At 30.9% G+C, this 22,000-nt stretch carries 25 protein-coding genes and 3 tRNA genes; 7 read left to right on the top strand and 21 right to left on the bottom strand.

Features of this window, described 5'->3' with window-relative positions; all coding sequences use genetic code 11:
* Position 1: 1 nt before the first annotated feature.
* The 4 genes from H2280_RS02120 to H2280_RS02105 are packed head-to-tail and all read right to left on the bottom strand — an operon-like array spanning position 2 to position 2,819.
* Positions 2-607 (bottom strand): DNA polymerase III subunit delta', encoded by a 606-nt coding sequence (locus tag H2280_RS02120; protein ID WP_337215523.1) that lies wholly within the window; start codon positions 605-607, stop codon positions 2-4.
* A 6-nt stretch (positions 608-613) separates the two neighbouring features.
* On the bottom strand, positions 614-1,150 hold the full coding sequence (locus H2280_RS02115) for a HobA family DNA replication regulator (protein ID WP_137623936.1): 537 nt from the start codon (positions 1,148-1,150) through the stop codon (positions 614-616).
* Complete coding sequence (locus H2280_RS02110; RefSeq protein WP_337215522.1) at positions 1,147-2,349, bottom strand: aspartate kinase; 1,203 nt, start codon at positions 2,347-2,349, stop codon at positions 1,147-1,149. Before H2280_RS02110 ends, H2280_RS02115 begins: the two co-directional genes overlap by 4 nt.
* Positions 2,349-2,819, bottom strand: a complete 471-nt coding sequence (locus H2280_RS02105) for an RNA pyrophosphohydrolase (RefSeq protein WP_337215521.1) — start codon at positions 2,817-2,819, stop codon at positions 2,349-2,351. Before H2280_RS02105 ends, H2280_RS02110 begins: the two co-directional genes overlap by 1 nt.
* Positions 2,820-2,917: 98 nt before the next feature.
* Here H2280_RS02105 and hemW point away from each other — a divergent pair, with 98 nt between their 5' ends.
* The gene (gene hemW / locus H2280_RS02100; RefSeq protein WP_337215520.1) at positions 2,918-3,979 is read left to right on the top strand and encodes a radical SAM family heme chaperone HemW; all 1,062 of its coding nucleotides are present in this window, start codon (positions 2,918-2,920) and stop codon (positions 3,977-3,979) included.
* On the opposite strand, the gene H2280_RS02095 is transcribed toward hemW, so the two are convergent.
* Positions 3,968-4,531 (bottom strand): GNAT family N-acetyltransferase, encoded by a 564-nt coding sequence (locus H2280_RS02095; RefSeq protein ID WP_137623932.1) that lies wholly within the window; start codon positions 4,529-4,531, stop codon positions 3,968-3,970. The genes hemW and H2280_RS02095 overlap by 12 nt on opposite strands.
* Positions 4,532-4,640: 109 nt before the next feature.
* On the opposite strand from H2280_RS02095, the gene tatB reads away from it, so the two are divergent.
* The 3 genes from tatB to queA are packed head-to-tail and all read left to right on the top strand — an operon-like array spanning position 4,641 to position 6,803.
* Positions 4,641-5,051, top strand: coding sequence for a Sec-independent protein translocase protein TatB (gene tatB, locus H2280_RS02090; RefSeq protein WP_137623931.1), 411 nt, complete (start codon positions 4,641-4,643; stop codon positions 5,049-5,051).
* Positions 5,044-5,775 (top strand): twin-arginine translocase subunit TatC, encoded by a 732-nt coding sequence (gene tatC / locus H2280_RS02085; RefSeq protein ID WP_137623930.1) that lies wholly within the window; start codon positions 5,044-5,046, stop codon positions 5,773-5,775. Before tatB ends, tatC begins: the two co-directional genes overlap by 8 nt.
* On the top strand, positions 5,775-6,803 hold the full coding sequence (queA, locus tag H2280_RS02080) for a tRNA preQ1(34) S-adenosylmethionine ribosyltransferase-isomerase QueA (RefSeq protein ID WP_337215571.1): 1,029 nt from the start codon (positions 5,775-5,777) through the stop codon (positions 6,801-6,803). The genes tatC and queA overlap by 1 nt, the downstream gene beginning before the upstream one ends.
* Here the strand turns inward: queA and lpxD are convergent, their stop codons facing one another.
* The 3 genes from lpxD to H2280_RS02065 all read right to left on the bottom strand — a co-directional run bounded on the left by lpxD (position 6,804) and on the right by H2280_RS02065 (position 9,333).
* Positions 6,804-7,757, bottom strand: coding sequence for a UDP-3-O-(3-hydroxymyristoyl)glucosamine N-acyltransferase (gene lpxD / locus H2280_RS02075; RefSeq protein ID WP_337195460.1), 954 nt, complete (start codon positions 7,755-7,757; stop codon positions 6,804-6,806).
* A gap of 101 nt (positions 7,758-7,858) precedes the next feature.
* On the bottom strand, positions 7,859-8,302 hold the full coding sequence (locus tag H2280_RS02070) for a GatB/YqeY domain-containing protein (RefSeq protein ID WP_337195461.1): 444 nt from the start codon (positions 8,300-8,302) through the stop codon (positions 7,859-7,861).
* Positions 8,303-8,313: 11 nt separating this feature from the next.
* Entirely contained in the window at positions 8,314-9,333 is a 1,020-nt protein-coding gene (locus H2280_RS02065) for a bifunctional 3,4-dihydroxy-2-butanone 4-phosphate synthase/GTP cyclohydrolase II (RefSeq protein ID WP_137623927.1), read from the bottom strand.
* A gap of 120 nt (positions 9,334-9,453) precedes the next feature.
* On the opposite strand from H2280_RS02065, the gene H2280_RS02060 reads away from it, so the two are divergent.
* Both H2280_RS02060 and H2280_RS02055 read left to right on the top strand, forming a co-directional pair.
* Positions 9,454-9,529: transfer RNA gene (locus tag H2280_RS02060), tRNA-Gln, on the top strand.
* 12 nt (positions 9,530-9,541) lie between these two features.
* Positions 9,542-9,617: transfer RNA gene (locus H2280_RS02055), tRNA-Met, on the top strand.
* 74 nt (positions 9,618-9,691) lie between these two features.
* Here H2280_RS02055 and H2280_RS02050 read toward each other — a convergent pair.
* The 13 genes from H2280_RS02050 to H2280_RS01990 all read right to left on the bottom strand — a co-directional run bounded on the left by H2280_RS02050 (position 9,692) and on the right by H2280_RS01990 (position 20,979).
* Positions 9,692-9,768: transfer RNA gene (locus H2280_RS02050), tRNA-Arg, on the bottom strand.
* A gap of 33 nt (positions 9,769-9,801) precedes the next feature.
* A complete protein-coding gene (gene fusA / locus H2280_RS02045; RefSeq protein WP_137623926.1) occupies positions 9,802-11,877 on the bottom strand; it encodes an elongation factor G in 2,076 nt (691 codons plus the stop codon).
* Positions 11,878-11,889: 12 nt separating this feature from the next.
* Positions 11,890-12,360 (bottom strand): 30S ribosomal protein S7, encoded by a 471-nt coding sequence (gene rpsG / locus H2280_RS02040; RefSeq protein WP_137623925.1) that lies wholly within the window; start codon positions 12,358-12,360, stop codon positions 11,890-11,892.
* A 69-nt stretch (positions 12,361-12,429) separates the two neighbouring features.
* Positions 12,430-12,816, bottom strand: coding sequence for a 30S ribosomal protein S12 (gene rpsL / locus H2280_RS02035; RefSeq protein ID WP_002782934.1), 387 nt, complete (start codon positions 12,814-12,816; stop codon positions 12,430-12,432).
* Between the two features lie 212 nt (positions 12,817-13,028).
* The gene (aldA, locus tag H2280_RS02030; protein WP_337215519.1) at positions 13,029-14,468 is read right to left on the bottom strand and encodes an aldehyde dehydrogenase; all 1,440 of its coding nucleotides are present in this window, start codon (positions 14,466-14,468) and stop codon (positions 13,029-13,031) included.
* Between the two features lie 12 nt (positions 14,469-14,480).
* Positions 14,481-14,798, bottom strand: a complete 318-nt coding sequence (locus tag H2280_RS02025; protein ID WP_137622512.1) for an L-rhamnose mutarotase — start codon at positions 14,796-14,798, stop codon at positions 14,481-14,483.
* Complete coding sequence (locus H2280_RS02020; RefSeq protein ID WP_337215518.1) at positions 14,799-15,569, bottom strand: amidohydrolase family protein; 771 nt, start codon at positions 15,567-15,569, stop codon at positions 14,799-14,801.
* Position 15,570: 1 nt separating this feature from the next.
* The gene (gene fucP / locus H2280_RS02015; protein WP_337215517.1) at positions 15,571-16,812 is read right to left on the bottom strand and encodes an L-fucose:H+ symporter permease; all 1,242 of its coding nucleotides are present in this window, start codon (positions 16,810-16,812) and stop codon (positions 15,571-15,573) included.
* A gap of 16 nt (positions 16,813-16,828) precedes the next feature.
* On the bottom strand, positions 16,829-17,617 hold the full coding sequence (locus H2280_RS02010) for an SDR family oxidoreductase (RefSeq protein WP_337215516.1): 789 nt from the start codon (positions 17,615-17,617) through the stop codon (positions 16,829-16,831).
* A 47-nt stretch (positions 17,618-17,664) separates the two neighbouring features.
* Positions 17,665-18,828 (bottom strand): UxaA family hydrolase, encoded by a 1,164-nt coding sequence (locus tag H2280_RS02005; protein WP_337215515.1) that lies wholly within the window; start codon positions 18,826-18,828, stop codon positions 17,665-17,667.
* A 4-nt stretch (positions 18,829-18,832) separates the two neighbouring features.
* Positions 18,833-19,096, bottom strand: coding sequence for a UxaA family hydrolase (locus H2280_RS02000; RefSeq protein ID WP_137623919.1), 264 nt, complete (start codon positions 19,094-19,096; stop codon positions 18,833-18,835).
* Between the two features lie 4 nt (positions 19,097-19,100).
* Positions 19,101-20,060, bottom strand: coding sequence for a 2-keto-3-deoxygluconate permease (locus tag H2280_RS01995; protein WP_337215514.1), 960 nt, complete (start codon positions 20,058-20,060; stop codon positions 19,101-19,103).
* Between the two features lie 10 nt (positions 20,061-20,070).
* A complete protein-coding gene (locus H2280_RS01990) occupies positions 20,071-20,979 on the bottom strand; it encodes a dihydrodipicolinate synthase family protein (RefSeq protein WP_137623917.1) in 909 nt (302 codons plus the stop codon).
* Between the two features lie 240 nt (positions 20,980-21,219).
* Here H2280_RS01990 and H2280_RS01985 point away from each other — a divergent pair, with 240 nt between their 5' ends.
* Complete coding sequence (locus H2280_RS01985; RefSeq protein WP_137623916.1) at positions 21,220-21,987, top strand: IclR family transcriptional regulator; 768 nt, start codon at positions 21,220-21,222, stop codon at positions 21,985-21,987.
* The last annotated feature ends 13 nt before the right edge of the window (positions 21,988-22,000 follow it).

Below are 22,000 nucleotides of genomic sequence, written 5' to 3'. Positions count from 1 at the left end.
TTTATTTCTTTGTATAAAAATTAAGCAAAAGAGTGGTTAAAATCAAAGAACTTTTAGCATTAAGCTTTGCTAACTCATAAGCTTCATAAAAAAATTCAAGTTCTTGTGCATTAAAATCTTTTATTTTGACCATTTGTTCTGCTAAAAGAGTGATTTTTTCCATAAGTTCATTTTTGTCTAAATTTTCATTTTCTTGTAAAAATTCAAACATTATTTTCAAATCCATTTTATCCAAATCTAAATTTAAATGATTCTTTGTTTTTTTTACATCACGCTTTTCACATATAAGACGCGATTTTATCGTGGGCAAAAGTAAATTTTTAGAAGGGACAACTATAAGAAATTTAATATTTTTAGGAGGCTCCTCAAGGAGCTTTAATAAAAAATTTTGTGCTTCTATTCTAAAATTATGTGCCATTAGAACAATAATTTTTTCATCAACTTCTGCTATATAACTTTCTTTTTCAACCAATCTTGCATCATCAAGTAAAAAATCATTTGCAGGAGTTTTAGGAATAAATCTTAAACAATTATATCCATATTTTTCAATCATTTCTTCTTTGATACGCTCAAAATCTTCACTGATTAAAATCTTACTCGCAAACACAAAAAATTATCCCAAACTAACTTTAGAAAACAAAATCGCATCTAAACTTAAATCCAAAAGTTTATAAAGACTGATAAGCTTAACATCAAGATCTTTATCTTTAGAGTTAAGAAAAAAGCTATTTTGTAATTGTTCATCAAAAAGCCATAATAAACTATCATTTTTAGATTTAGCGATTAAAGCTTTTTCATCCATAGTAGAACCTATATAAAAATACACATAACCATTAGGAAAAGTGATATCAAGTAAATCATTAAGCAAGGCAATTTCTTCTACTTTTTGTATCTTTTTTTTGCATAAAGAATTTAAAGAAACAAAAGGCAGCATAGGACGATTTGCTTTTGCATTGATATTTTTTAAAAAATATTCCTCATACCAAGATCTTTGCTCATCACACATCAATACAAAAGTACGCCCTTCAAGCAAATATTTAAGCTTAACTTGCATCAAAGGCGCCCATTCTAAACGACGAGACTCCATCCACGCCATAAAAGTTCCGCCATTGCGTATATTTTCAAGCGTGAAACTTAAAAAATCACTCATTTATCAAGCTCATAACATTCATGAAGTGCCCTTACAGCAAGTTCTCCGTATTTTTCATGCACTATCATAGAAATTTTTATTTCACTGGTAGAAATCATACCTATATTGATATTTTCATCTGCCAAAGCTTTAAAAGCTCGACTTGCCACACCAGAATGAGACTTCATCCCAACACCCACTATAGACACTTTTACCACAGCACTATCACTTTCTACTATAGTATCTGCATGTAAAATTTTCTTCATAGCATTTTTGACTAATTCTAATTCATTTTGAGGCACAGTAAAACCTAAATTAGTCGCTCCATCTACTCCTACATTTTGAATAATCATATCCACATTGATATTTTCATCCGCTAAAACGGAAAAAATTTCAGCCGCAATTCCTGGCTTATCTTCTACATTTCTTAAAGTTACTCTTGCTTGATTTTTATCCAAAGCAATACCACTAACTAAAGCTTTTTCCATTCCATCCTCTTTTGTTATATTTGTTCCTTGATTATTATTAAAACTACTTCTTGTGACTAAATTTACATTTAATTTTTTAGCAAGCTCAACTGAACGATTTTGCAACACTTTAGCCCCTAAACTTGCAAGCTCAAGCATTTCTTCATAAGAAATTTTATCAAGCTTTTTAGCCTTGGGTTCTATACGTGGATCGGTTGTATATACTCCATCAACATCGGTATAAATTTCACACAAATCCGCATTTAAAGCTCCCGCCACAGCAACAGCACTCAAATCACTTCCACCACGTCCTAAAGTCGTCACATTGCCTTCTTCATCTACACCTTGAAATCCAGCAATAACGACAATTTTTCCTTCATTTAAGGCTTCTTTTATAGCTCTAGAATCAATATAAGAAATCCTAGCTTTCGTAAAAACACTATCTGTGATAATACCTGCTTTTCTTCCTGAAAAAGAAATAGCATTAAATCCTTTTTCATTTAAAGCGATAGAAAGTAAAGCACTCGTAACACGCTCTCCGCTACTTAAAAGCATATCCATATCTTTACCATTAGGATTTGGACTAAAATATTGTGCTTGCTCTATGAGAGTATTAGTAACTCCACTCATAGCAGAAACCACAACGACTAATTGATGTCCTTGTTTTGCACTCTCTATAACACGATTTGCAACCGCTTCAATACGTTCTAAGCTACCAACACTCGTTCCACCATATTTTTGAACTATAAGCATCAGATATAACCTTTCTCTTCAAAATACTTTATCACCTTGACATAAATATTTTTTTTAAAATGATGAATTATCTCAAAAACTTGTTTCACCTCAACAAATTGATAAGCACTAAATTCGGGATGTTTTGTTTGTATATTGATCTTAGAATTATCCTTTAGACGCACCAAAAAATATTTTTGAATTTGTCCATCATAAGGATACATTTTTTGGGCAACTCTTTCGGGAAAATCATAGCTTAGCCATTCTGGGTATTCAGCGATGATTTCAACCTCATCAGTGCCAATTTCCTCTTTAAGCTCTCTTAATAAAGCATTTTTTGTTTCTTCGCCCTCATCAATACCACCCTGTGGAAATTGCCAAACATTATCCATATCGCTTCTTTTGGCTATAAAAATTTTACATTCCAAAGGATAGGAACTTGATAAAACAATAGCCGCGACATTTGGTCTATATTTTTTTTCTTTTTCCACTTTTCTTCCTTAACCATCTTAAGGAATTATTTTAACTTAAATCAAATCAAAATTTGATTAAAATTAGCTAATTTTAATTAAAATTATTTGGGTTATTTATGCATTTTTATATTCATATTCCTTTTTGCGAAAGCAAATGTCATTACTGTGCTTTTACGAGTTTAAAAAAAGAAAATTATGAAAAATCTTATTTTAAAGCTCTAAGCAATGACATTGATTTTCATCTTAAAAAATTTAACATCCATCACAATCAAATAAAAACGCTTTTTATAGGTGGTGGAACGCCAAGTTGTATTGATGCAAACAATTATGAATATATCTTTGAAATTTTACATCCTTATTTAGCTAAAAATGCTGAAATTTCATGCGAGGCTAATCCAAATTCAGCGACTTTAAATTGGCTTAAAGCTATGAAAAATATAGGGATTAATCGCATTTCTTTTGGAGCACAAAGTTTTCATTCTGAAAAATTAAAATTTCTTGGAAGAATTCACAATCAAGAAATGATTTTTAAAGCTTTAGAGAACTCACATAAAGTAGGATTTGCTAATATCAATTTAGATTTGATCTATGATACTAAAATGGATAATAAAAAAATGCTTGAATTTGAACTTTTAAATTTAGAAAAAATCAAACCCTTAATCACTCATTTAAGCGCTTATAATCTAACTATAGAATCAAAAACTGCTTTTGCTAAAAAAGAAAATTTTAAAAAAAATGCTCCTAATCTAATGAAATTTTTTATCCAAGAAATAACAAAACTTGGCTTTTTTCAATATGAAATCAGTAATTTCTCCAAAAATAAAAACTCAATATGCAAACACAATCTTGGATATTGGAAAGGTAAAGATTATATAGGATGTGGCTTAAGTGCAGTAGGATTTTATAAAAATCAACGTTTTTATACGGCTAAAAATTTAAAATCCTATATAAAAGATCCTACTTTTAGAAATATAGAAAAACTAAGTCCTCAAGATTTAAATTTAGAACATCTATTTTTAGGACTTAGAAGCATAGTAGGCATCCAAGAAAAAAAATTAAATTTAAAACAAAAAGAAAAAGCTAATTTGCTCGTAAAAGAAAAAAAACTTGAATTAAAAAAAGGGATTTATTACAATCTTAATTTTTTAATCAGCGACGAACTTGCTTTATACTTTTAAATTTTCATAGAAATGTTTATGTTTCTCTTTATAAACCTCGTAAATTTTTTGTCCTTCTTTAAAATTAAATTGATACATTCTAAAAACCACTTCTATGTTTTTAGGAGTCCAAAACTCATAATAGCTATATTGGTAAGTCATACCTATTTTTTGCATTACTCTACCACTAGCAATATTATTTACATCATGTGTTGCCGTTATGTAGTCAATTTCACCCTCTTTTTTTAGATATTCTAAAAACATTTTACACGCAGAGGTTATAATACCTTGATTATGAAATTTTTCTCTCAAAGCATAACCTAAATCATTTGCTTTGTTTTCAAGATTTAAATGAATATAGCCTAACATTTCGTCATTTTCTTGAGAACATATTGCAAAACGATATTTTGATTTTTGATCACTTGCTTTAAGATAAAATTGCTCTAAATGATTACGAGTTTGTTCTACAGTCTGAAAAACAAACCAAGGTAGATATTTATTAACTTTTTCATTGCTTAATAAATCATGCAGATAATATAAATCTTTAAGCTCAAAAGGTCTTAAAATAATCACAACAAATAGTCCTTTATTAATTTCTAAAATATTTTAACACAATTAATTTTAAAGTAATTAAAATTAATGTAAAATTATTCTTTATTCCTTAAAATCAAAGAAGTTATAAATGAGTTTTGGTGAAATTATAATTATTTTAGTGGTAGCGATTTTAGTTTTAGGGCCTGATAAACTTCCAGAAGCTATTGTACAAGTAGCTAAAATTTTAAAGGCTTTAAAGAAAAATATAGATGATGCAAAATCAAGCATAGAAAAAGAAATTCGTATCAATGAACTTAAAGAAGAAGCTAAAAAATACAAAGATGAATTTTCTTCAACCAATCAAAATATAAGAAAAAAACTCAGCTTTGAAGAATTTGATGATCTTAAAAAAGATATTTTAGAAAAAACTAAAGTGGATTTAACTTTTGATAGCAGAGAAAACAATACATCTCAAAACCTTAGCGGACAAAATTTAACTCCAAATGAAAAACCTAAACTTACCTCATTAGATGAAAAAGTGGAAAAACAAGATGTTTGAAGAATTAAGACCCCATTTAATCGAACTTAGAAAGCGTCTTTTTATCAGTGTTGTTGCTGTTATTGTATTATTCTTAATATGCTTTGGCTTTCGTAATTATATTTTAGAAATTTTAAAAGCTCCTCTTGTAGAAGTTTTACCTGAATTTTCAAAACACATCAATGTTATTGAAATGCAAGAAGGACTCTTTACCACCATTAAAGTAAGTTTTTTTGCTGCCTTTGTTTTTGGCATCCCTATTATTTTTTGGCAATTTTGGAAATTTGTCTCTCCAGGACTTTACGACAATGAAAAACGTCTTGTAATCCCTTTTGTAAGTTTTGCAAGCGTTATGTTTGCCTTAGGAGCTTGTTTTTGTTATTTTATTGTTGTGCCTTTGGCTTTTAAATTTTTAATCAATTTTAGTGTTAATGAAGGTTTTAATCCTGTCATTACTTTAGGAACTTATGTCGATTTTTTCATTAAGGTTATTATAGCTTTTGGTTTGGCTTTTGAAATGCCTGTTATTGCATTTTTCTTTGCAAAAATAGGTTTAATTGATGATTCTTTTTTGAAGCGTCATTTTCGCATCGCTGTTTTAGTTATTTTTATTTTTTCCGCTTTCATGACGCCACCTGATTTCTTATCTCAATTTTTAATGGCAGGGCCTCTTTGCGGACTTTATGGACTCTCTATTTTAATTGTTCAAAAAGTCAATCCAGCCTCTAAAGAAGATGCAGAGTGATCGAGCAAGATTTATTTCTCTCATCTTATGATTATCATTTACCACAAGAACTTATAGCAAATTATCCAATAATCCCTAAAGAAAATGCTAAACTTTTGGTTTATGAAAGAAAAAATCAAAAAATTTTCCATACCACTTTTGCTAATTTAAAAGATATTTTACCCGATTGTACGATATTTTTTAACGATACAAAGGTTATTAAAGCAAGAATTTATGGAAAAAAATTAAGCGGTGGCAAAATAGAACTTTTTTTACATCAACCTTTTTTAAATTCAAAAAAACCAAGCTTTATAGTTCAAATTAAAGGACGTGTAAAAATCAATGAAATTTTGCATTTTGAAAAAAACTTAACAGCAGAAGTTATTGAAATTCTAGAAGATGGAATGCGTAAAGTTTGTTTTTATCAAAATGATAAAATCTTAAACACAAATGAACTTTATGAACTTCTTGATAAAATAGGACATATTCCCTTACCTCCTTATATCAAAAGAGCAGATAATGTCGATGATATTAAGGATTATCAAAGCATATTTGCTAAAAATTTAGGTGCGGTGGCTGCTCCTACGGCAAGTTTGCATTTTAGCGAAGATATGATTAATGATCTAAATAAAAAGCATGAAATTTATCATCTGACTTTGCATGTAGGCGCAGGCACTTTTAAAAATGTAGAATGCGAAAACATACAAGAACATAAAATGCATAGCGAATTTTTTAGTATCCCAAAACAAGCTTGCAAAATTATTGACTCAAAAAAACCTATTTTAGGTATTGGAACCACGGTAACAAGAAGTATAGAATATTACGCAAGAACGCATAAAGAAAATGGATTTTGTGATTTATTTTTACACCCAAATAATCCACCTATAAGACAAAATTATCTTTTAACTAATTTTCACTTGCCTAAATCAACTCTTATTATGCTTGTTTCATCTTTTATAGGCAGAGAACAATGCTTAAAACTTTATGAGTTAGCCATAAAAGAAAAATACCGATTTTACTCTTATGGCGATGCTATGCTTATTTTATAATCATTCTTTAAATTTTATAGCAATTTTGGCTTGAAGCTTAAGCCAATCTTTTTGAAGCATGATAGGAAAACCTCCATAAACTCTACCTCCTTCAAGGTTTTTGCTTACTCCACCTCGTGCGGCTATTGTACTAAAATCTCCTATTTTTAAATGCCCACTTGTAGCACTTTGACCACCCATAACCACATTTCTTCCTAATTGACTTGAACCTGAAATACCTGTTTGTGCCACAATGATACAATTTTGTCCAATATCACAATTATGCCCTATTTGAACAAGATTATCTACTTTAGTTCCTGCTTTAATAATTGTACTATCAAATACAGCTCTATCAATTGTCGTACAAGCTCCAATTTCTACAAAATCTTCCAAAACAACATTACCATTATGATAAATTTTATAATGCTCTCCATTTTTATTGTGCGCATAACCAAAGCCATCACTTCCTATAACGCAATTTGCTAAAAGATGACATTTTTTTCCAATTTTAGTATCATTATAAATCACTACATTAGGATGGATGATACTCTCATCTCCTATGCTGACATTATCCCCGATATAAGCACCAGCCATAATGACTACATTTTCTCCAATATCAACATTATTACCTATATAAACATTAGGCATAATTTTAGCACTCTTGGCAATATTTTGCTTTTTTTCTTTAACTTGCTCAAACAAAGGTTTTGCAAAAAGCTTACTTAAAAAAGCGAAACTTAAATGTGGATTTTGAGTGATCAATACTTTCGTATCTTTTGGAACCAAATTTTCATATTCTTTAGTTACCAATATCGCAGCAGCTCCGGTATTAGGAATATCTTTAGCATTTTTTTCTCCATCGCAATACGTTAGCTCTGTAAAATTTGCCCTTAATAGAGAATTTAAAGCAGTGATTTCAATATCTTCATCATAATATTCCAAACTTAAAAATTCCGCTATTTCTTTTAATTTCATTTTATTCCTCTAAAAAATACAATCATCTAAAAAAATATTTGTTACAATCATAGCACGATAATCTTTCTAAATACTAACTTTTTACACAATCTTAAAAAAAATTAATTTAAAATTTCTCTTAATACTTCATTTAATCTTTTTCCATCAACCCTTGCCCCAAATTCTTCCTTAGCTTCTTTCATAACAAGCCCTTGCTCCTTTAAAGAACTTACCCCTAATTTTTCTATTATTTTTTTTAATGCTGATTTTAATTCTTCATCGCTTAATTGTTTTGGTAGATAAATTTCAAGAATGGCAATTTCATCATTTTCTTTTTGAGCCAAATCTTCTCTTCCGCCTTTAGTATAAAGTTCTACCGCATCTTTTCTCTTTTTTATCTCGCCAATTATGATCTTAAATATTTTTTCATCATCAAGAGTGATTCTTTGATCGATCTCAAATTGCTTTAAAGCCGCATTTAAAGTCCTTAAAACATCACGTTTGAAATCATTTTTTTGCTTCATCGCTTCTTTAATATCATTTAAAATTTGCTCTTTGAGTGTCATTTTTATCCTTTCTAATTAAAATTACAGACTTTAAGATTTAACCCAAAACCCTCTAAGCCTATATAGTCCTTATCGCAACTTTGAGATAAAAGCTTAATCTCTTCTATTTTAAAATATCTTAAAATTTGCGCCCCTATACCATAATTTTTAAATTGAGTTGCACTTGATTTTTCTCCTTGCATGAAAACAATCACTCCACTATTTTCATGTAAAAATTTAATCTGTTCTAAAAGTTTTGAAAATTTATCCGACGTTAAAAGCTCAAAATCGCTTCCGCTGATATGAAATTTCACATTGGTGCATTTTTGAATTTCTCCAAAAGAAAATACAATATGTTGCATATGATTATGATCAGTAAAAACAAATTTTTCAGCTTTAAAACCCGCTAAAAAGCTATCACTTTTTTCTTTTAAGGTAATAAGGCTTTCATGTTTTAATCTGTATTCTATAATATCAGAAACCGCAATCATATTAAGATTATGTTTTTCGCAAAATTTTTCTAAATCTTCTCTGCGAGCCATATCTCCATCATCTTTAACAATTTCACAAATCACACAAGCTTCTTTTAATCCCGCTAAACGACAAAGATCCACAGTCCCTTCTGTATGCCCTGTCCTTTCTAACACTCCTCCACTTTTAGCGATTAAAGGATTAATATGACCAGGTCGAACAAAATCTTCTGCTTTTGCCTCATCATCTGCAAAAATTTTTATAGTCATATCACGTTCATAAGCACTTACACCCGTTTTAGCCTCTTTAGCATCTACTGTAATTGTAAAAGCAGTTTCGTGATTGGAGGTATTTTGTGGCACCATTAAAGGAAGGTTAAATTTTTTAGCGATTTTCTCTCCAAGTGCTACACAAACAACACCCCTAGCCTCTTTGATCATAAAATTAACCTTTTCTTTTGTGCTAAATTGGGCAGGAAAAATCAAATCTCCTTCATTTTCTCTATCTTCTGCATCAACCATTACAAGCATTTTGCCTTGTTTTAAGTCCTCAATAGCTTGCTCAATGCTTACAAATTTCATTTATTATTCCTCAATTTTTATAATTTTATAAAAATTATAGCTTTATTTGCTTGACAAATAAATTAAATTTTAATATAATTTCCTCTCTTAAAAAATATTACACAAAATACTTATTTAAATTGGGGTATCGCCAAGCGGTAAGGCAACAGGTTTTGGTCCTGTCATTTCAGGGGTTCGAATCCCTTTACCCCATCCAAAAATATCTTATCGCGAAGTAGAGCAGTGGTTAGCTCGTCGGGCTCATAACCCGAAGGTCGGGAGTTCAAATCTCCCCTTCGCAACCAATCATACCTAATTAAAACTTCTACTAAAAATTTGATTAAAAGCTAAAGAAAGAAAATAATAGATTTATTTAAAATGGTGTCCACGGCGAGATTCGAACTCACGGCCTCAAAATTAGGAATTTTGCGCTCTATCCAGCTGAGCTACGAGGACAAAAAAGCGGAAGAAAAACTTCCGCTTTAATTTTTAACCATTTCTCTTTTTGATAATTTCTTCAGAAACATTTTTTGGAACTTCATCATAATGATCAAATTCCATAGAATAAGTTGCACGACCTTGAGTCTGACTTCTAAGATCTGTTGAGTAGCCAAACATTTCAGCTAAAGGACAAAATGCTGTGATGATTTTATTTCCGCCTCTTTCATCCATAGAATTTACTTGACCACGACGCTTATTTAAATCGCCTATTACATCACCCATATATTCTTCTGGAGTTTCAACTTCAACCTTCATCATAGGTTCTAAAATAACAGCTCCTGCTTTTCTAGCTCCTTCTTTAAAACCCATAGAAGCAGCAAGTTTAAATGCCATTTCAGATGAATCCACTTCGTGGTAACTTCCATCATAAACAGTCACTTTTACATCCTCAACAGGATATCCCGCTAAAACACCATTTTGTAAAGCTTCTTGAATACCTTTATCTACAGCTGGAATATATTCTTTAGGAATCACCCCACCTTTGATATCATTAACAAATTCATATCCACTTCCTGGCTCAAGTGGTTCAAGACGTAAAAATACATGTCCATATTGACCACGACCACCTGATTGTTTAGCGTATTTGTATTCTTGTTCAACTGTTTTTCTAATTGTCTCTCTATAAGCGACTTGAGGTTGGCCTACTTCAGCTTCAACTTTAAATTCACGAAGCATACGATCAACGATAATTTCTAAGTGAAGTTCACCCATACCTGAAATAATAGTTTGACCACTTTCTTCATCAGTAGAAACTCTAAAGCTTGGATCTTCTTGTGCAAGTTTATTTAAAGCTATAGACATTTTTTCTTGATCTGCTTTGGTTTTTGGCTCAACGGCAACAGAAATAACAGGATCTGGAAAATCCATTCTCTCTAGAATAACTTTATCTTTTTCGCTAGCTAAGGTATCACCTGTTAAAGTGTCTTTAAGCCCTACAACAGCACCAATCTCTCCTGCGTAAAGAACTTTAATTTCTTCTCTTTTATTTGAGTGCATCTTTAATAAACGACCGATTCTTTCTTTTTTATCTTTTGTAGAGTTATAAGCATAAGAACCACTTTCTAAGCTACCACGATAAACACGCACGAAAGTAAGTTGTCCCACAAATGGATCGGTCATAATTTTAAAAGCAAGTCCCGCAAATTCACCATCATCAGTTGATTTTACAGAAACTTCTGTACCATCTTCATATTCACCTCTGATATTTGCTACCTCATCAGGAGCTGGTAAATAAGCTACAACCGCATCAAGTAAAGGCTGAACACCTTTGTTTTTAAAAGCCGTTCCGCAAAGCATAGGAACGATGGCAAGGCTTAAACATCCAGCTTTAATTCCTGATTTGATTTCTTCAAGAGTTAATTCTTCTCCGCCGAGATATTTTTCCATCAATTCATCAGAAGTTTCAGAAACTGCCTCTATCATCTTAGTGCGATATTCTTCAGCTTTTTCTTTTAATTCTGCTGGAATTTCTTTTTCAACATAATCTGTTGGTTTTGTGTCATCTTCCCAAACCAAAGCTTTCATTGTTACAAGGTCGATAACACCTTTAAAATTATCTTCAGCACCAATTGGAATTTGAAGTGGAACTGGATTTGCTTTTAAACGGTTGCGAATTTGATCTTCTACATTGTAGAAATTAGCACCGATTCTGTCCATTTTATTAACAAAAACAATTCTTGGAACCCCATACTTATTTGCTTGTCTCCACACAGTTTCTGATTGAGGTTGAACCCCGCCAACTGAACAAAAAACAGCTACAGCGCCATCTAAAACACGCATTGATCTTTCAACTTCAATGGTAAAATCCACGTGGCCTGGAGTGTCAATAAGATTGATTTGATGATCTTTCCAAAAACAAGTTGTCGCAGCAGAAGTAATTGTAATACCTCTTTCTTTCTCTTGCTCCATCCAGTCCATAGTCGCAGCACCATCATGCACTTCGCCGATTTTATGACTCATCCCAGTGAAGAAAAGAATTCTTTCGCTTGTTGTTGTTTTTCCAGCATCGATATGTGCTGCAATCCCTATATTTCTAACTTTTTTTAAAGGAGTAGTTCTTGACATCTTATCCCTCTCTTACCAACGATAGTGAGCAAATGCTTTATTTGCTTCAGCCATTTTATAAGTATCTTCTTTTTTCTTAAAGGAAGCGCCTTTGCTGTTAGCAGCATCTAAAAGCTCTCCTGCAAGTTTTTCTATCATTGTTCTTTCACTTCTTTTTCTTGCAAAAGAAATGATCCAACGAATAGCTAAAGCTTGCTGTCTAGCAGGTCTTACTTCAACTGGAACTTGATAAGTAGCACCACCTACGCGACGAGATTTAACTTCTAAAAGAGGTTTGATATTTTCAATAGCTTCATTAAAAATATCGATTCCTTTCTTTTCGCCACCTTTTTTATCAATAGCTTCTAAAGCACCATACATTATAGTTGTTGCAACACTCTTTTTTCCATCATACATTAAAGAATTAATAAATTTTGTGATTACTTTATTACCATAAATCGGATCAGGTAAAACTTCTCTTACCGGAGCTTTTCTTCTTCTCATTATTATTCCTTCAAATTTTTAATTTTACTCAAACAAAATCAAATCAAACGGATTTGTCTGTCTTTAATTTTACTTAGCAGCACCTGCTTTAGGACGCTTAGCACCATATTTAGAACGAGAAACTGTTCTTTTTGCAACACCTGCTGTATCAAGCGCACCACGTACAATGTGATATTTCACACCTGGTAAGTCTTTAACCCTACCACCACGCACTAAAACAATACTATGTTCTTGAAGATTGTGACCTTCACCGCCGATATAGCTAATCACTTCAAAGCCACTAGTAAGTCTTACTTTGGCAACTTTTCTTAACGCTGAGTTTGGCTTTTTAGGAGTTGTTGTATAAACCCTAGTGCAAACTCCCCTTCTTTGTGGACAATTTTTAAGCGCTGGAGATTTAGATTTTTCTAAAACTTTTTTACGCTCTTTTCTAACCAATTGATTTATGGTTGGCACAATAATTCCTTTCTTTAAAATAATGTAATAAACCTTGAATAGTATCTAAAATTTGCTTAGTTTTTATTAAAATTATCTTTTATTTTATTTACTAAGGTATTTTCTCTGTTTTAGTGTCAAATAAAATAAAGTTGTAGCTATAAATCAAAATTTTTCAATTTCAAAAAACCTTAATCCAAAAATATACAATTAGATTAAGGTAAAAAAATAAATTATTGTTTTTCTGTGTTATATTGTAAATAAACTACATGAGTAGCTAAATACTCTTCAAGACCATGTTTGCCATCAGCCCCTCCTATTCCACTTTTTCTAAATCCTGCATGAAAACCCTGCATTGCTTCAAAATTTTCACGATTGATATAAGTTTCTCCGAATTTAATTTCTCTGCTTGCCCTCATTGCTATATCTAAATTTTGGGTATAAATAGAACTTGTAAGCCCATATTCACAATCATTTGCCATATCAATCGCTTCATCTAATGTGTCAAATTTTGCAATAGGTAAAATAGGAGCAAAAATTTCTTTTTGCATAATCTCATCCTCGTGCTTAACATTTGTAAGTACAGTAGCTGGAAAATAATATCCACTTGTATCAGTTATTTTTCCACCACACTCTAAGGTGGCACCTTTAGCTTTTGCACGTTCAAGCATTCCCAATGCATTATCCACGCCCGCTTGATTGACAAGTGGACCCATATCAAAATTTCCTTTGAGTGTATTTCCTACACTCACCTTACTCATAGCTTTTACAAATTTATCTACAAATTCATCATATACATCTTTATGGATATAGGCTCTTTCAGCACAATTGCAAACTTGACCATTGTTACAAATTCTACTTGCTTTTATTGCCTCTACAGCCAAATCAATATCTGCATCCTTGCATACTATAGCAGGTGCTTTTCCTCCAAGCTCTAAAGAAACTTTTATAATATTTTTTGCCGCTGCTTCCATAACCCTAACTCCAGCCTCAACGCTTCCTGTAAGACTTACCATGCCTATATCTTTATTGCTTGATAATTCGTGTCCTACTATACTACCCTTTCCAGCCACCAAATTAAACACTCCTTTAGGTAAAGAACTTTGTGAAACAAGCTTTGCAAATTCAAAAGCATTGTTTGGAGTTTCACTGCTTGGTTTTATAACAATAGTATTTCCCGTTAATAAGGCTGGAGCCATTTTTCTCGCTATTAGAAAAAATGGGAAATTCCAAGGTAAAATTCCACCAACAACCCCAATAGCACTTTTGTACAGATATATATGTTCATTAGCTCTATCACTTTGTATGATTTCACCTTCATATCTTCTAGCCCATTCAGCTGTATAATCTATATAATCGGCTGTGAAATGAATTTCTATACTAGCCAAATCTTTAGTTTTTCCCTGTTCTTGCATTAAGATATGGGTTAAAAAATCGGCATTTTTTCGTATCAAATTCGCTAATTCTTTTAAATGATTTGCTCTTTGTATAGCTGGTTTCGCCTCCCAAGACTTTTGAGCTTTTTTAGCTGCTTCAATCGCTCTTTGAGTATCTTCTAAACTTGCACTAGCAACTTTTGAAATTACTTCTTTAGTTGCTGGATTTAAAACTTCAAAAAATTCACCCTCATGAGGAATAAATTCCCCATTAATAAAATTATAATAAGTTGTCATTATCTCTCCTTTTTAATCCAAATGAAACACTTCTTCCATGTTAAGCCATTTTTGTCCCGCATAGCCTAAAGATATTTGGCAAGGATCTGTTACTTTCCACCATTTTTGTGTATTTTCATCCCTTGCCATTTTAGCCATATCCGCTTCAAAATCAGCTCCTATATACTCAAAATATGCAAACAAATACTCTCCAAAAAGATAAATGGAATAATTTTGTATATTGCACTCCTTAATCATTTCACAAACTCCTTTGTAAGGATTTTTATGGAGATCTTTATATTCTTGAATTTTCTCCTTTTTAATTTTTATGATTTGACCATACCTTTGCATTTAACCTCCTTTATAAATTTTTAAAGCATTTTGATAAAAAATTGCATCTAAATTTTCAAAAACTTCACTTTTTAAAATCAAATTTGCCCATTTATTTGGATTTAATTTTGATACTGGGTAGTTGCTGCCAAATAAAAATCTATCTTCACTAAAATTTTCTTTCAAAAATGAGAAAAGCTCAAACATAAATTCTTGAGAAGTTTGCATCGAAAAATGATCTGGCGATGAAAGCTTGATATAGAAATTTGAAAATTTTTTTAATCTTTGTAAATCTTTTTTATAACCATCAAAACAATTAATATCAGGATTCCCCATATGATCTAAAACCACTTTTAAATTTGAATTTTCTCTTAAAAATTTCTCTAAAAATGTTAATTCGCTATTTTTTAAACAAGCTTCAAAAACTATTTGTGCTTTTTCTAAAATTTTCATAAACTCTTTAAAATCAACTTCAAATAATCTTTTGGCACCTTTAAAACTCGTGTGCATAACCTCTCTAAAAGCACAAATTTCTTCTTTATGTTTCAAATCTGCTAAGCAAAGTTTTAACCCATAAATCTTTTTTAATTTTAAAGCAAATAAAGCTTCTTTGTCCTTATTATCACTATTTGTCTCAACATACATAGCACCGAGAAACTCAAAATCTTTATATTCTTTTATTGCTTGATTAAAATCAAAATTTTGATTCAATTCTTTGTATGAATTAACCCAAGAAATAGGACATTCTTGCAAATTCCAAAGATGTAAATGAGTATCAAAAATCTTTTGCATTTTAAACCTTTATTTTAGAACCAAAAAATCCGTACCAAGCAACATATAAAAATAAAGGCGCCATTGCCAAATATCCCATACTTGTATTATAATGATCATTAATTAAACCCACAATGCTAGGCATAATCGCTCCTCCAACTACACTCATTACAAGCAAAGATCCGCCTAATTTTACTTGATTAAAAGGTAAATTTTTTGTCGCTATAGCAAAAATCGTTGGAAAAGAAATAGACATGAAAAAAAATACGGCTATAAGTAAAACTATACTTAAAAAACCATGGACAAAATAAAGTCCTATACATAAAACGGTATTTATTAAAGAATATATACCTAAAATATTTTCTCCTTTAATTTTTTTCATTAAAGGTGTAGAGACGATACGTCCTATCATAAATGCCACTAAGGCTATAGAAAAATAATAAGCACCTTGCTCATCCTTTAAATTTTCATTATGTTCAACTACATAATTGATAAAAAATGCTCCAGCAGCAACTTGATTTGCTATATATAAAAATTGCGCTAAAAGCCCTAAATTAAAATGTCTATGTTTAAAAACCTCTATAGATTTAGAATAATCTTTTTGTTTATAATCACTATTTACAGCCGAACCTTCAGGAATTTTATTTAAGGCAAAAGCGATTAAGATTAAAATCACAATAGCAGCAATTCCAACATACACAAGCTGAACATTTCCCATATTTTCCACTAATGCGGTTTCAATTTGTTCTTTACTGGCACTTTGTCCTTGCTTAGTGATAGATAAAAATAAAGCTCCACCGATAATAGGTCCTAAAAATTGTCCAAAACCATTAAAACTTTGAGCAGCATTGATTCTAAAACTTGCATTTTTTTCATCTCCAAGTTTTACCATATAGGGATTTGCACTAGCTTCTAAAGATCCTATACCGCAAGCTAAGATAAAAAATGCAAATAAAAACAAATGGAAAGAAGCTAAATTAGTCGCAGGTATAATCATCAAAGATCCTATAGCATACAATGCCAAACCAAACATAATTCCTACCTTGTAAGAATATTTATTAGCTATATAGCCTGCAGGTAAAGCGATAATAAAATAAGCTCCAAAATAAGCCAATTGTAAAAACCCACTCTCATGCTGAGTGATATGAAGGTGATTTTGAAAATTTTTATTCATCACATCTATAAGTCCATAACTTACACCCCATAAAAAGAAAAGTGAAGTTACCAAAATGATTGCGATTTTAATATTTTTTGAATCAGTCATTTGATATCCTTATATCTTAGTCTTCATCCCAATTTAAAGCTCTATCTAAATGAATATAACCTCCATCTGGAATTAAAATCTGTCCCGTAGTATGTGAAGCTAATGGACTTAGGGTAAAAACAGCTGTATTTGCAATTTCTTCTACAGTAGTGAAACGGTGTCCTAAGGGAATAGCTTTTGCAATTTTTTTATATTGTGCTTTGGGATTAGGGAAATTTTGTAACCATTTTTCATAAAGTGGAGTCATCACTTCAGCAGGAGCAATAGCATTTACTCTAACATTATCCTTAGCAAAGGCACAAGCCCATTCTCTAGTAAATCCAATTTGTGCAGCCTTAGCTGATGCATAAGCACTAGTTCTACCTTGACCCGTAATACCTGTTTTACTAACTATATTTAAAATACTTCCTTGCTCTTTTTTAATATAAGGCAAACACTCTTTAGCCATTGCATAATAGTGAAAAAGATTGTTTTCATAAGATTTGATTAAATCTTGAACACTTGTATTCTCAATATGTAAGTTATCATTTGCTCCTGCGTTATTTACAAGAGCGTAAATTCCATTATATTTTGCAGCAACCTTCTTTACAAGCTCTTCAATTTGATCATAATTTTTTAAGTCAATTTCAAAAAATTCATAACTTTTACATAAATTTTTTAATTCCTCATCATGCTCTTTTGGCATAGATCTTGAAAAAACGACAGAAATTCCACCCTCTTGGGCCCATAATTTAGCAATTGCATAGCCGATGCCTTTAGCACCCCCTGTTATAATGCAAACTTTATTTTTAATTTTTAAATCCATTTTCTTCTCCTTATTATTAATCAAAAACCATGCCAAAATAATATTTATTAGCAAGTTGTAGCAAGTCTCCAAACAGAAAAATCATTTTGTTCATTAATTTCTGCCTTTACTAATTCTCCATTAGAAATCCGTATGATTAAATTTATCAATTCATCTCGCACCTCTTCTTTAGTTTTTTTACCATCTATAATATCCCCTGCATTAATATCGATAGCGTCATTCATATTGTTATAGCAAAAAGTATTTGAACTCATTTTAATCGTAGGAGTAATAGCAGAACCTGTAGGTGTTCCACGACCCGTAGTAAATACACAAATATTTGCTCCTCCAGCTACCATAGCGCTTAATTGCTCAATATCATTTCCAGGAGTATTCATAAAAGTAAGCCCCTTAGAAACTACAGGTTTTGCATAATCAATCACATCCATTAAAGTTCGAGTTCCTGCTTTATAAACACAACCTAAAGATTTTTCTTCTATAGTGCTTAGCCCACCTGCTATATTTCCTGGACTTGGATTTGCTCCACGAATATCAGCATGAAAAGATTTAACTAAATTTTCATAACCCAAGATTTTCTCATATACTTTTTTTGCTATTTCATCATTTTTAGCTCTTTTTGCCAATATAGCTTCACATCCTATAAGCTCAGTTGTCTCGGCTAAAATTACAGCACCACCTTGATCAATAATAAAATCGCTTAAACTACCTAAAGCAGGATTAGCACTAAGCCCGCTATAACTATCGCTCCCTCCACATTCTGTTCCCAAAATTAAATCACTAAAATCACCTTCACTTTTTTGCAAATTTGAAGCAGCTTTAAACATATCATTAACTATTTTTACACCTTTGTCTATCGTATTTTTGCTACCGCCACATTCTTGTATTACTAAATACTCAACCTTTTTATAAGGAGTTGTTTGTTTAATTTTTTCAGCCACTACTTTAGCTTGTATCACTTCACAACCAAGTCCAACAATTAAAACTCCAAAAACATTAGCATTTGTACCATGACCTATTAAAACGTCTCTAGTTTGCAAAGCATCAAATTCAAGCTGAGAACAACCATGCTGATGATTAATATAAACTGATCCTTGACATTGTTTAGCTATATTTTCACACACTTTATTAGCACAATGCACACTAGGTATAATCATAACTTTATTCCTCAATCCTAATTTACCATCTTCTCTTCTATAACCCATAATTTTCATTGCTTTACTCCTTATCGCCACGTCCTCGGATACCAGATATATTATGAATATGCACCCATTCTCCAGCCTTAATATCACAATTTGCACTTGCAATAATCTCTGCATACTTAACAACCGCTTCATTAGCTTTGATATCTTTAAGTGCAAATTTGTGCCCACTAGCAATATCATTCTTAAGTCTTACATTTGCCACCTCTTCTCCTTTTTTAAAATTGCGTAAAGCAGTGGCTACATTATCTTTTTCACTCACTATAATAAAGCTTTTCATAAATTTATCTCCTTATATGTGTTTTGGCCCATTTAGCATAATATGAAGTTAAAATTGGCACTATAAAAGCAGTGATTACTACACAAGTGCTCACAAGCACTGTTGCGTATTTTGCTTGTTCTTTAAGTTCAGGATAAAGTTGTGCTATAAGCATAGGAGTTGCTGCTGCTGCACCTGCTGTACTAGATGCAGCAATTCCGGCTGTTCCATTTCCTTTAGCTAAAAATATGTCTGATAAAATCAGAAAAAAACCCGTAAAAATAATGACAGAAAAAGCTAAAATAATCCCAGCTATTCCAGCTTCATAAATAGAATGAAGGTTAATGGTACTTCCTAAAGAAAAGCCTAAAAATATGATCATAGGCTCATTTAATTTAGTCAAAAATACCCTAAAATCTTCATCCAAATTTCCTAAAATAAACCCTAATAAAAATGGTAAAACCAAGCCTATAAAATTTTGTATAGGAAAGCTAGCAAGCCCTGTTGTACCTAAAACTACCATAGTAAATAAAGGACCACTTTCTATCATCAAAAGCAAACTTGCCCCAGCTTCTTCTGTTGTTCCGTATTGTTTAGTTAAAGCCGTATATAATCCTGCATTAGTCATATCCATAGCTGCCACAACAGCTAAAGCACTAAAACCTATAAATAAACCTTCAGTGATCATACCTTGTGGGATTAATCTTTGAACAATCATACAAGCTATATACGCTGCAAACATTTTAGTTACCAATAAAACTCCAGATTTTTTAAGTACTTTTGGAGTAGCTTTTAATTTTATACTCGCTCCAATACCGACAAACCAAACTGCTATAATTACCGTAGATCCAGCTCCTAAAGCATTAGTAAAAGGGCCAAAATAAGCTAAAATATCTGGCCAAAAAGTATGAATAATAGCACCAATAAGCATAGGTATAAGCATCATTCCACCTGGTGTTTTTTCAAGAAAACTTTTTATTTTCATATCAAACCTTTTATAGCCTTATATCTGTTTCTTTTTCCAAAGTTTTAATCAATTCTTTAGCTTTATCAAAACACATATCTAATTTTTCTTTAGTTGAAGATGATAAAGGGTGTATGGTTGCATTTGAAAATTCAAATCCTCTAGCCTTTAGCAATAAAGCAAATCCCATAGGAAAAGAGATACTCATCCCAAATCTTATAACCTTTAAAAGACTCTTTTGTATCAACAGTGCTCTTTCATATTTTTTGTCATTCATTGTTTTATAAATTTCACTCATAAGTTCTGGAAAAATTCCTCCGATACTTGTCATAGAACCTTTAGCTCCTAAAAATAAGGCTTCTGCATAAATTTCTTCTCTTCCTACAAAAACATCGAAATTTTTGGGCACCATATCCAGAATGTGATTTAAAAGCAAAGCATCTCCACTACTATCTTTAATACCTGCTATATTGTTAAGTTTTGAAATTTTTTCTATAAGGTTTAAACTTAAAGCGGGTGCAAAAAGCGGAATATTATAAATATACAAAGGAAGTTTGACTTTTAAGGCTAAATCTTTGATATATTCAAAAAGAGTCTCTTCATCAAATTTGTAATAATAAGGCATAGCGAGCAAAAGCGCATCAAGTCCTAACCTATAAGCTTCCTCTGATAAAACAATGGTATTTTTATAAACACTTGAAGTAATACCTGTAATAATAGGTACTCTACCCTTAGAAGCATCTTTGCTAAGTTTCATTAATTGAACCTGTGCCTCAATACTTAAGGCTTGAGAGTCACCTGCACTACCATTACAAAATAATCCATCTAAACCTTTATCAATTCCAAATTCACAATAGCGAATAAATTCTTTTTCATTAATCATTCCATCACTAGAATAAGGCGTAAGCAGAGCTGGTAATGTCCCTTTTAAAATTCCCATTTTATCTCCTTATATTTTTTGTATATACAAAAATTTATTTATATACAAAAAATATAACAAAATTATTTAAAAAAAATCAAGGGATAAAAAACATAATTATTTTATATTTATCTCTTAAAATAGGCTTTTGTCTTGGAAATACAAATTGTAAAATAAATCAAAAAAAATGTTTTGTGTTACCAAAAGTAAAAAATGTGATAAAATTTATAAATAAAATGCAATCGTTAAAAGGATAATTTTATGCATCAACCTACTCTTAGAGTTATAAAAATTTTAGAATTAATTGCCAACTCAAAAGAACAGCTTACATTAAGTCTAATAGCTAAAAAATTAAATATTCCAGCGGGAACACTCTCGCCTATTTTGCAAACTTTACAAAAACAAAAATATATAAAATGCAATTTAAGCAATAAAAGTTATTCTTTAGATTTTAAAATTTTAGAGTTAAGCTGTAATATGAAATATAAAAATAGCATCTTTGAACTCATTAAAAAACATATGAAAAATATTAGAGATTTAACAAATTTAACTTGTCAAATGGGTATTTTAAAGGAAAATAACGTTCTTTACTTAGAAAAGTTAGATGCTAATGATCAAATACAACTAAAATCTTTTATAGGAACTTCATATCCCGCTTATGCAACTTCTCTAGGTAAAGCTTTATTATCAAATAAAACAAAAAATGAATTAACAATGCTTTATCCTAAAAATTTTGAAAAAATAACTCAAAATACCTTAAAAAATATAGATGAATTATATGAACAAATAAAAAAAATTAAAAAAGAAAAAGTGGCGTTGGAAAGTGGAGAAATGAATCCTCAAATTGAATGCATGGCTATAAATATAGAACACAATCATAAAATCATTGCTGCAATAAGTATATCTTATCCTATTTTTTATTCAAATAAAGAATTTAGAGAAAAAAATAAAAAAATATTAATCGAAGAGAAAAACAAAATAGAAAAAGAAATTAATTTATTTTTTTCAGATTTGGAGAGCATCTATTAAAATAGCCAAAAAA

Origin of the sequence: Campylobacter sp. 2457A, assembly GCF_020135895.1 — a bacterium.
Lineage (GTDB): Bacteria > Campylobacterota > Campylobacteria > Campylobacterales > Campylobacteraceae > Campylobacter_D > Campylobacter_D taeniopygiae.
This window is presented reverse-complemented; position numbering and strand designations above follow the sequence as displayed.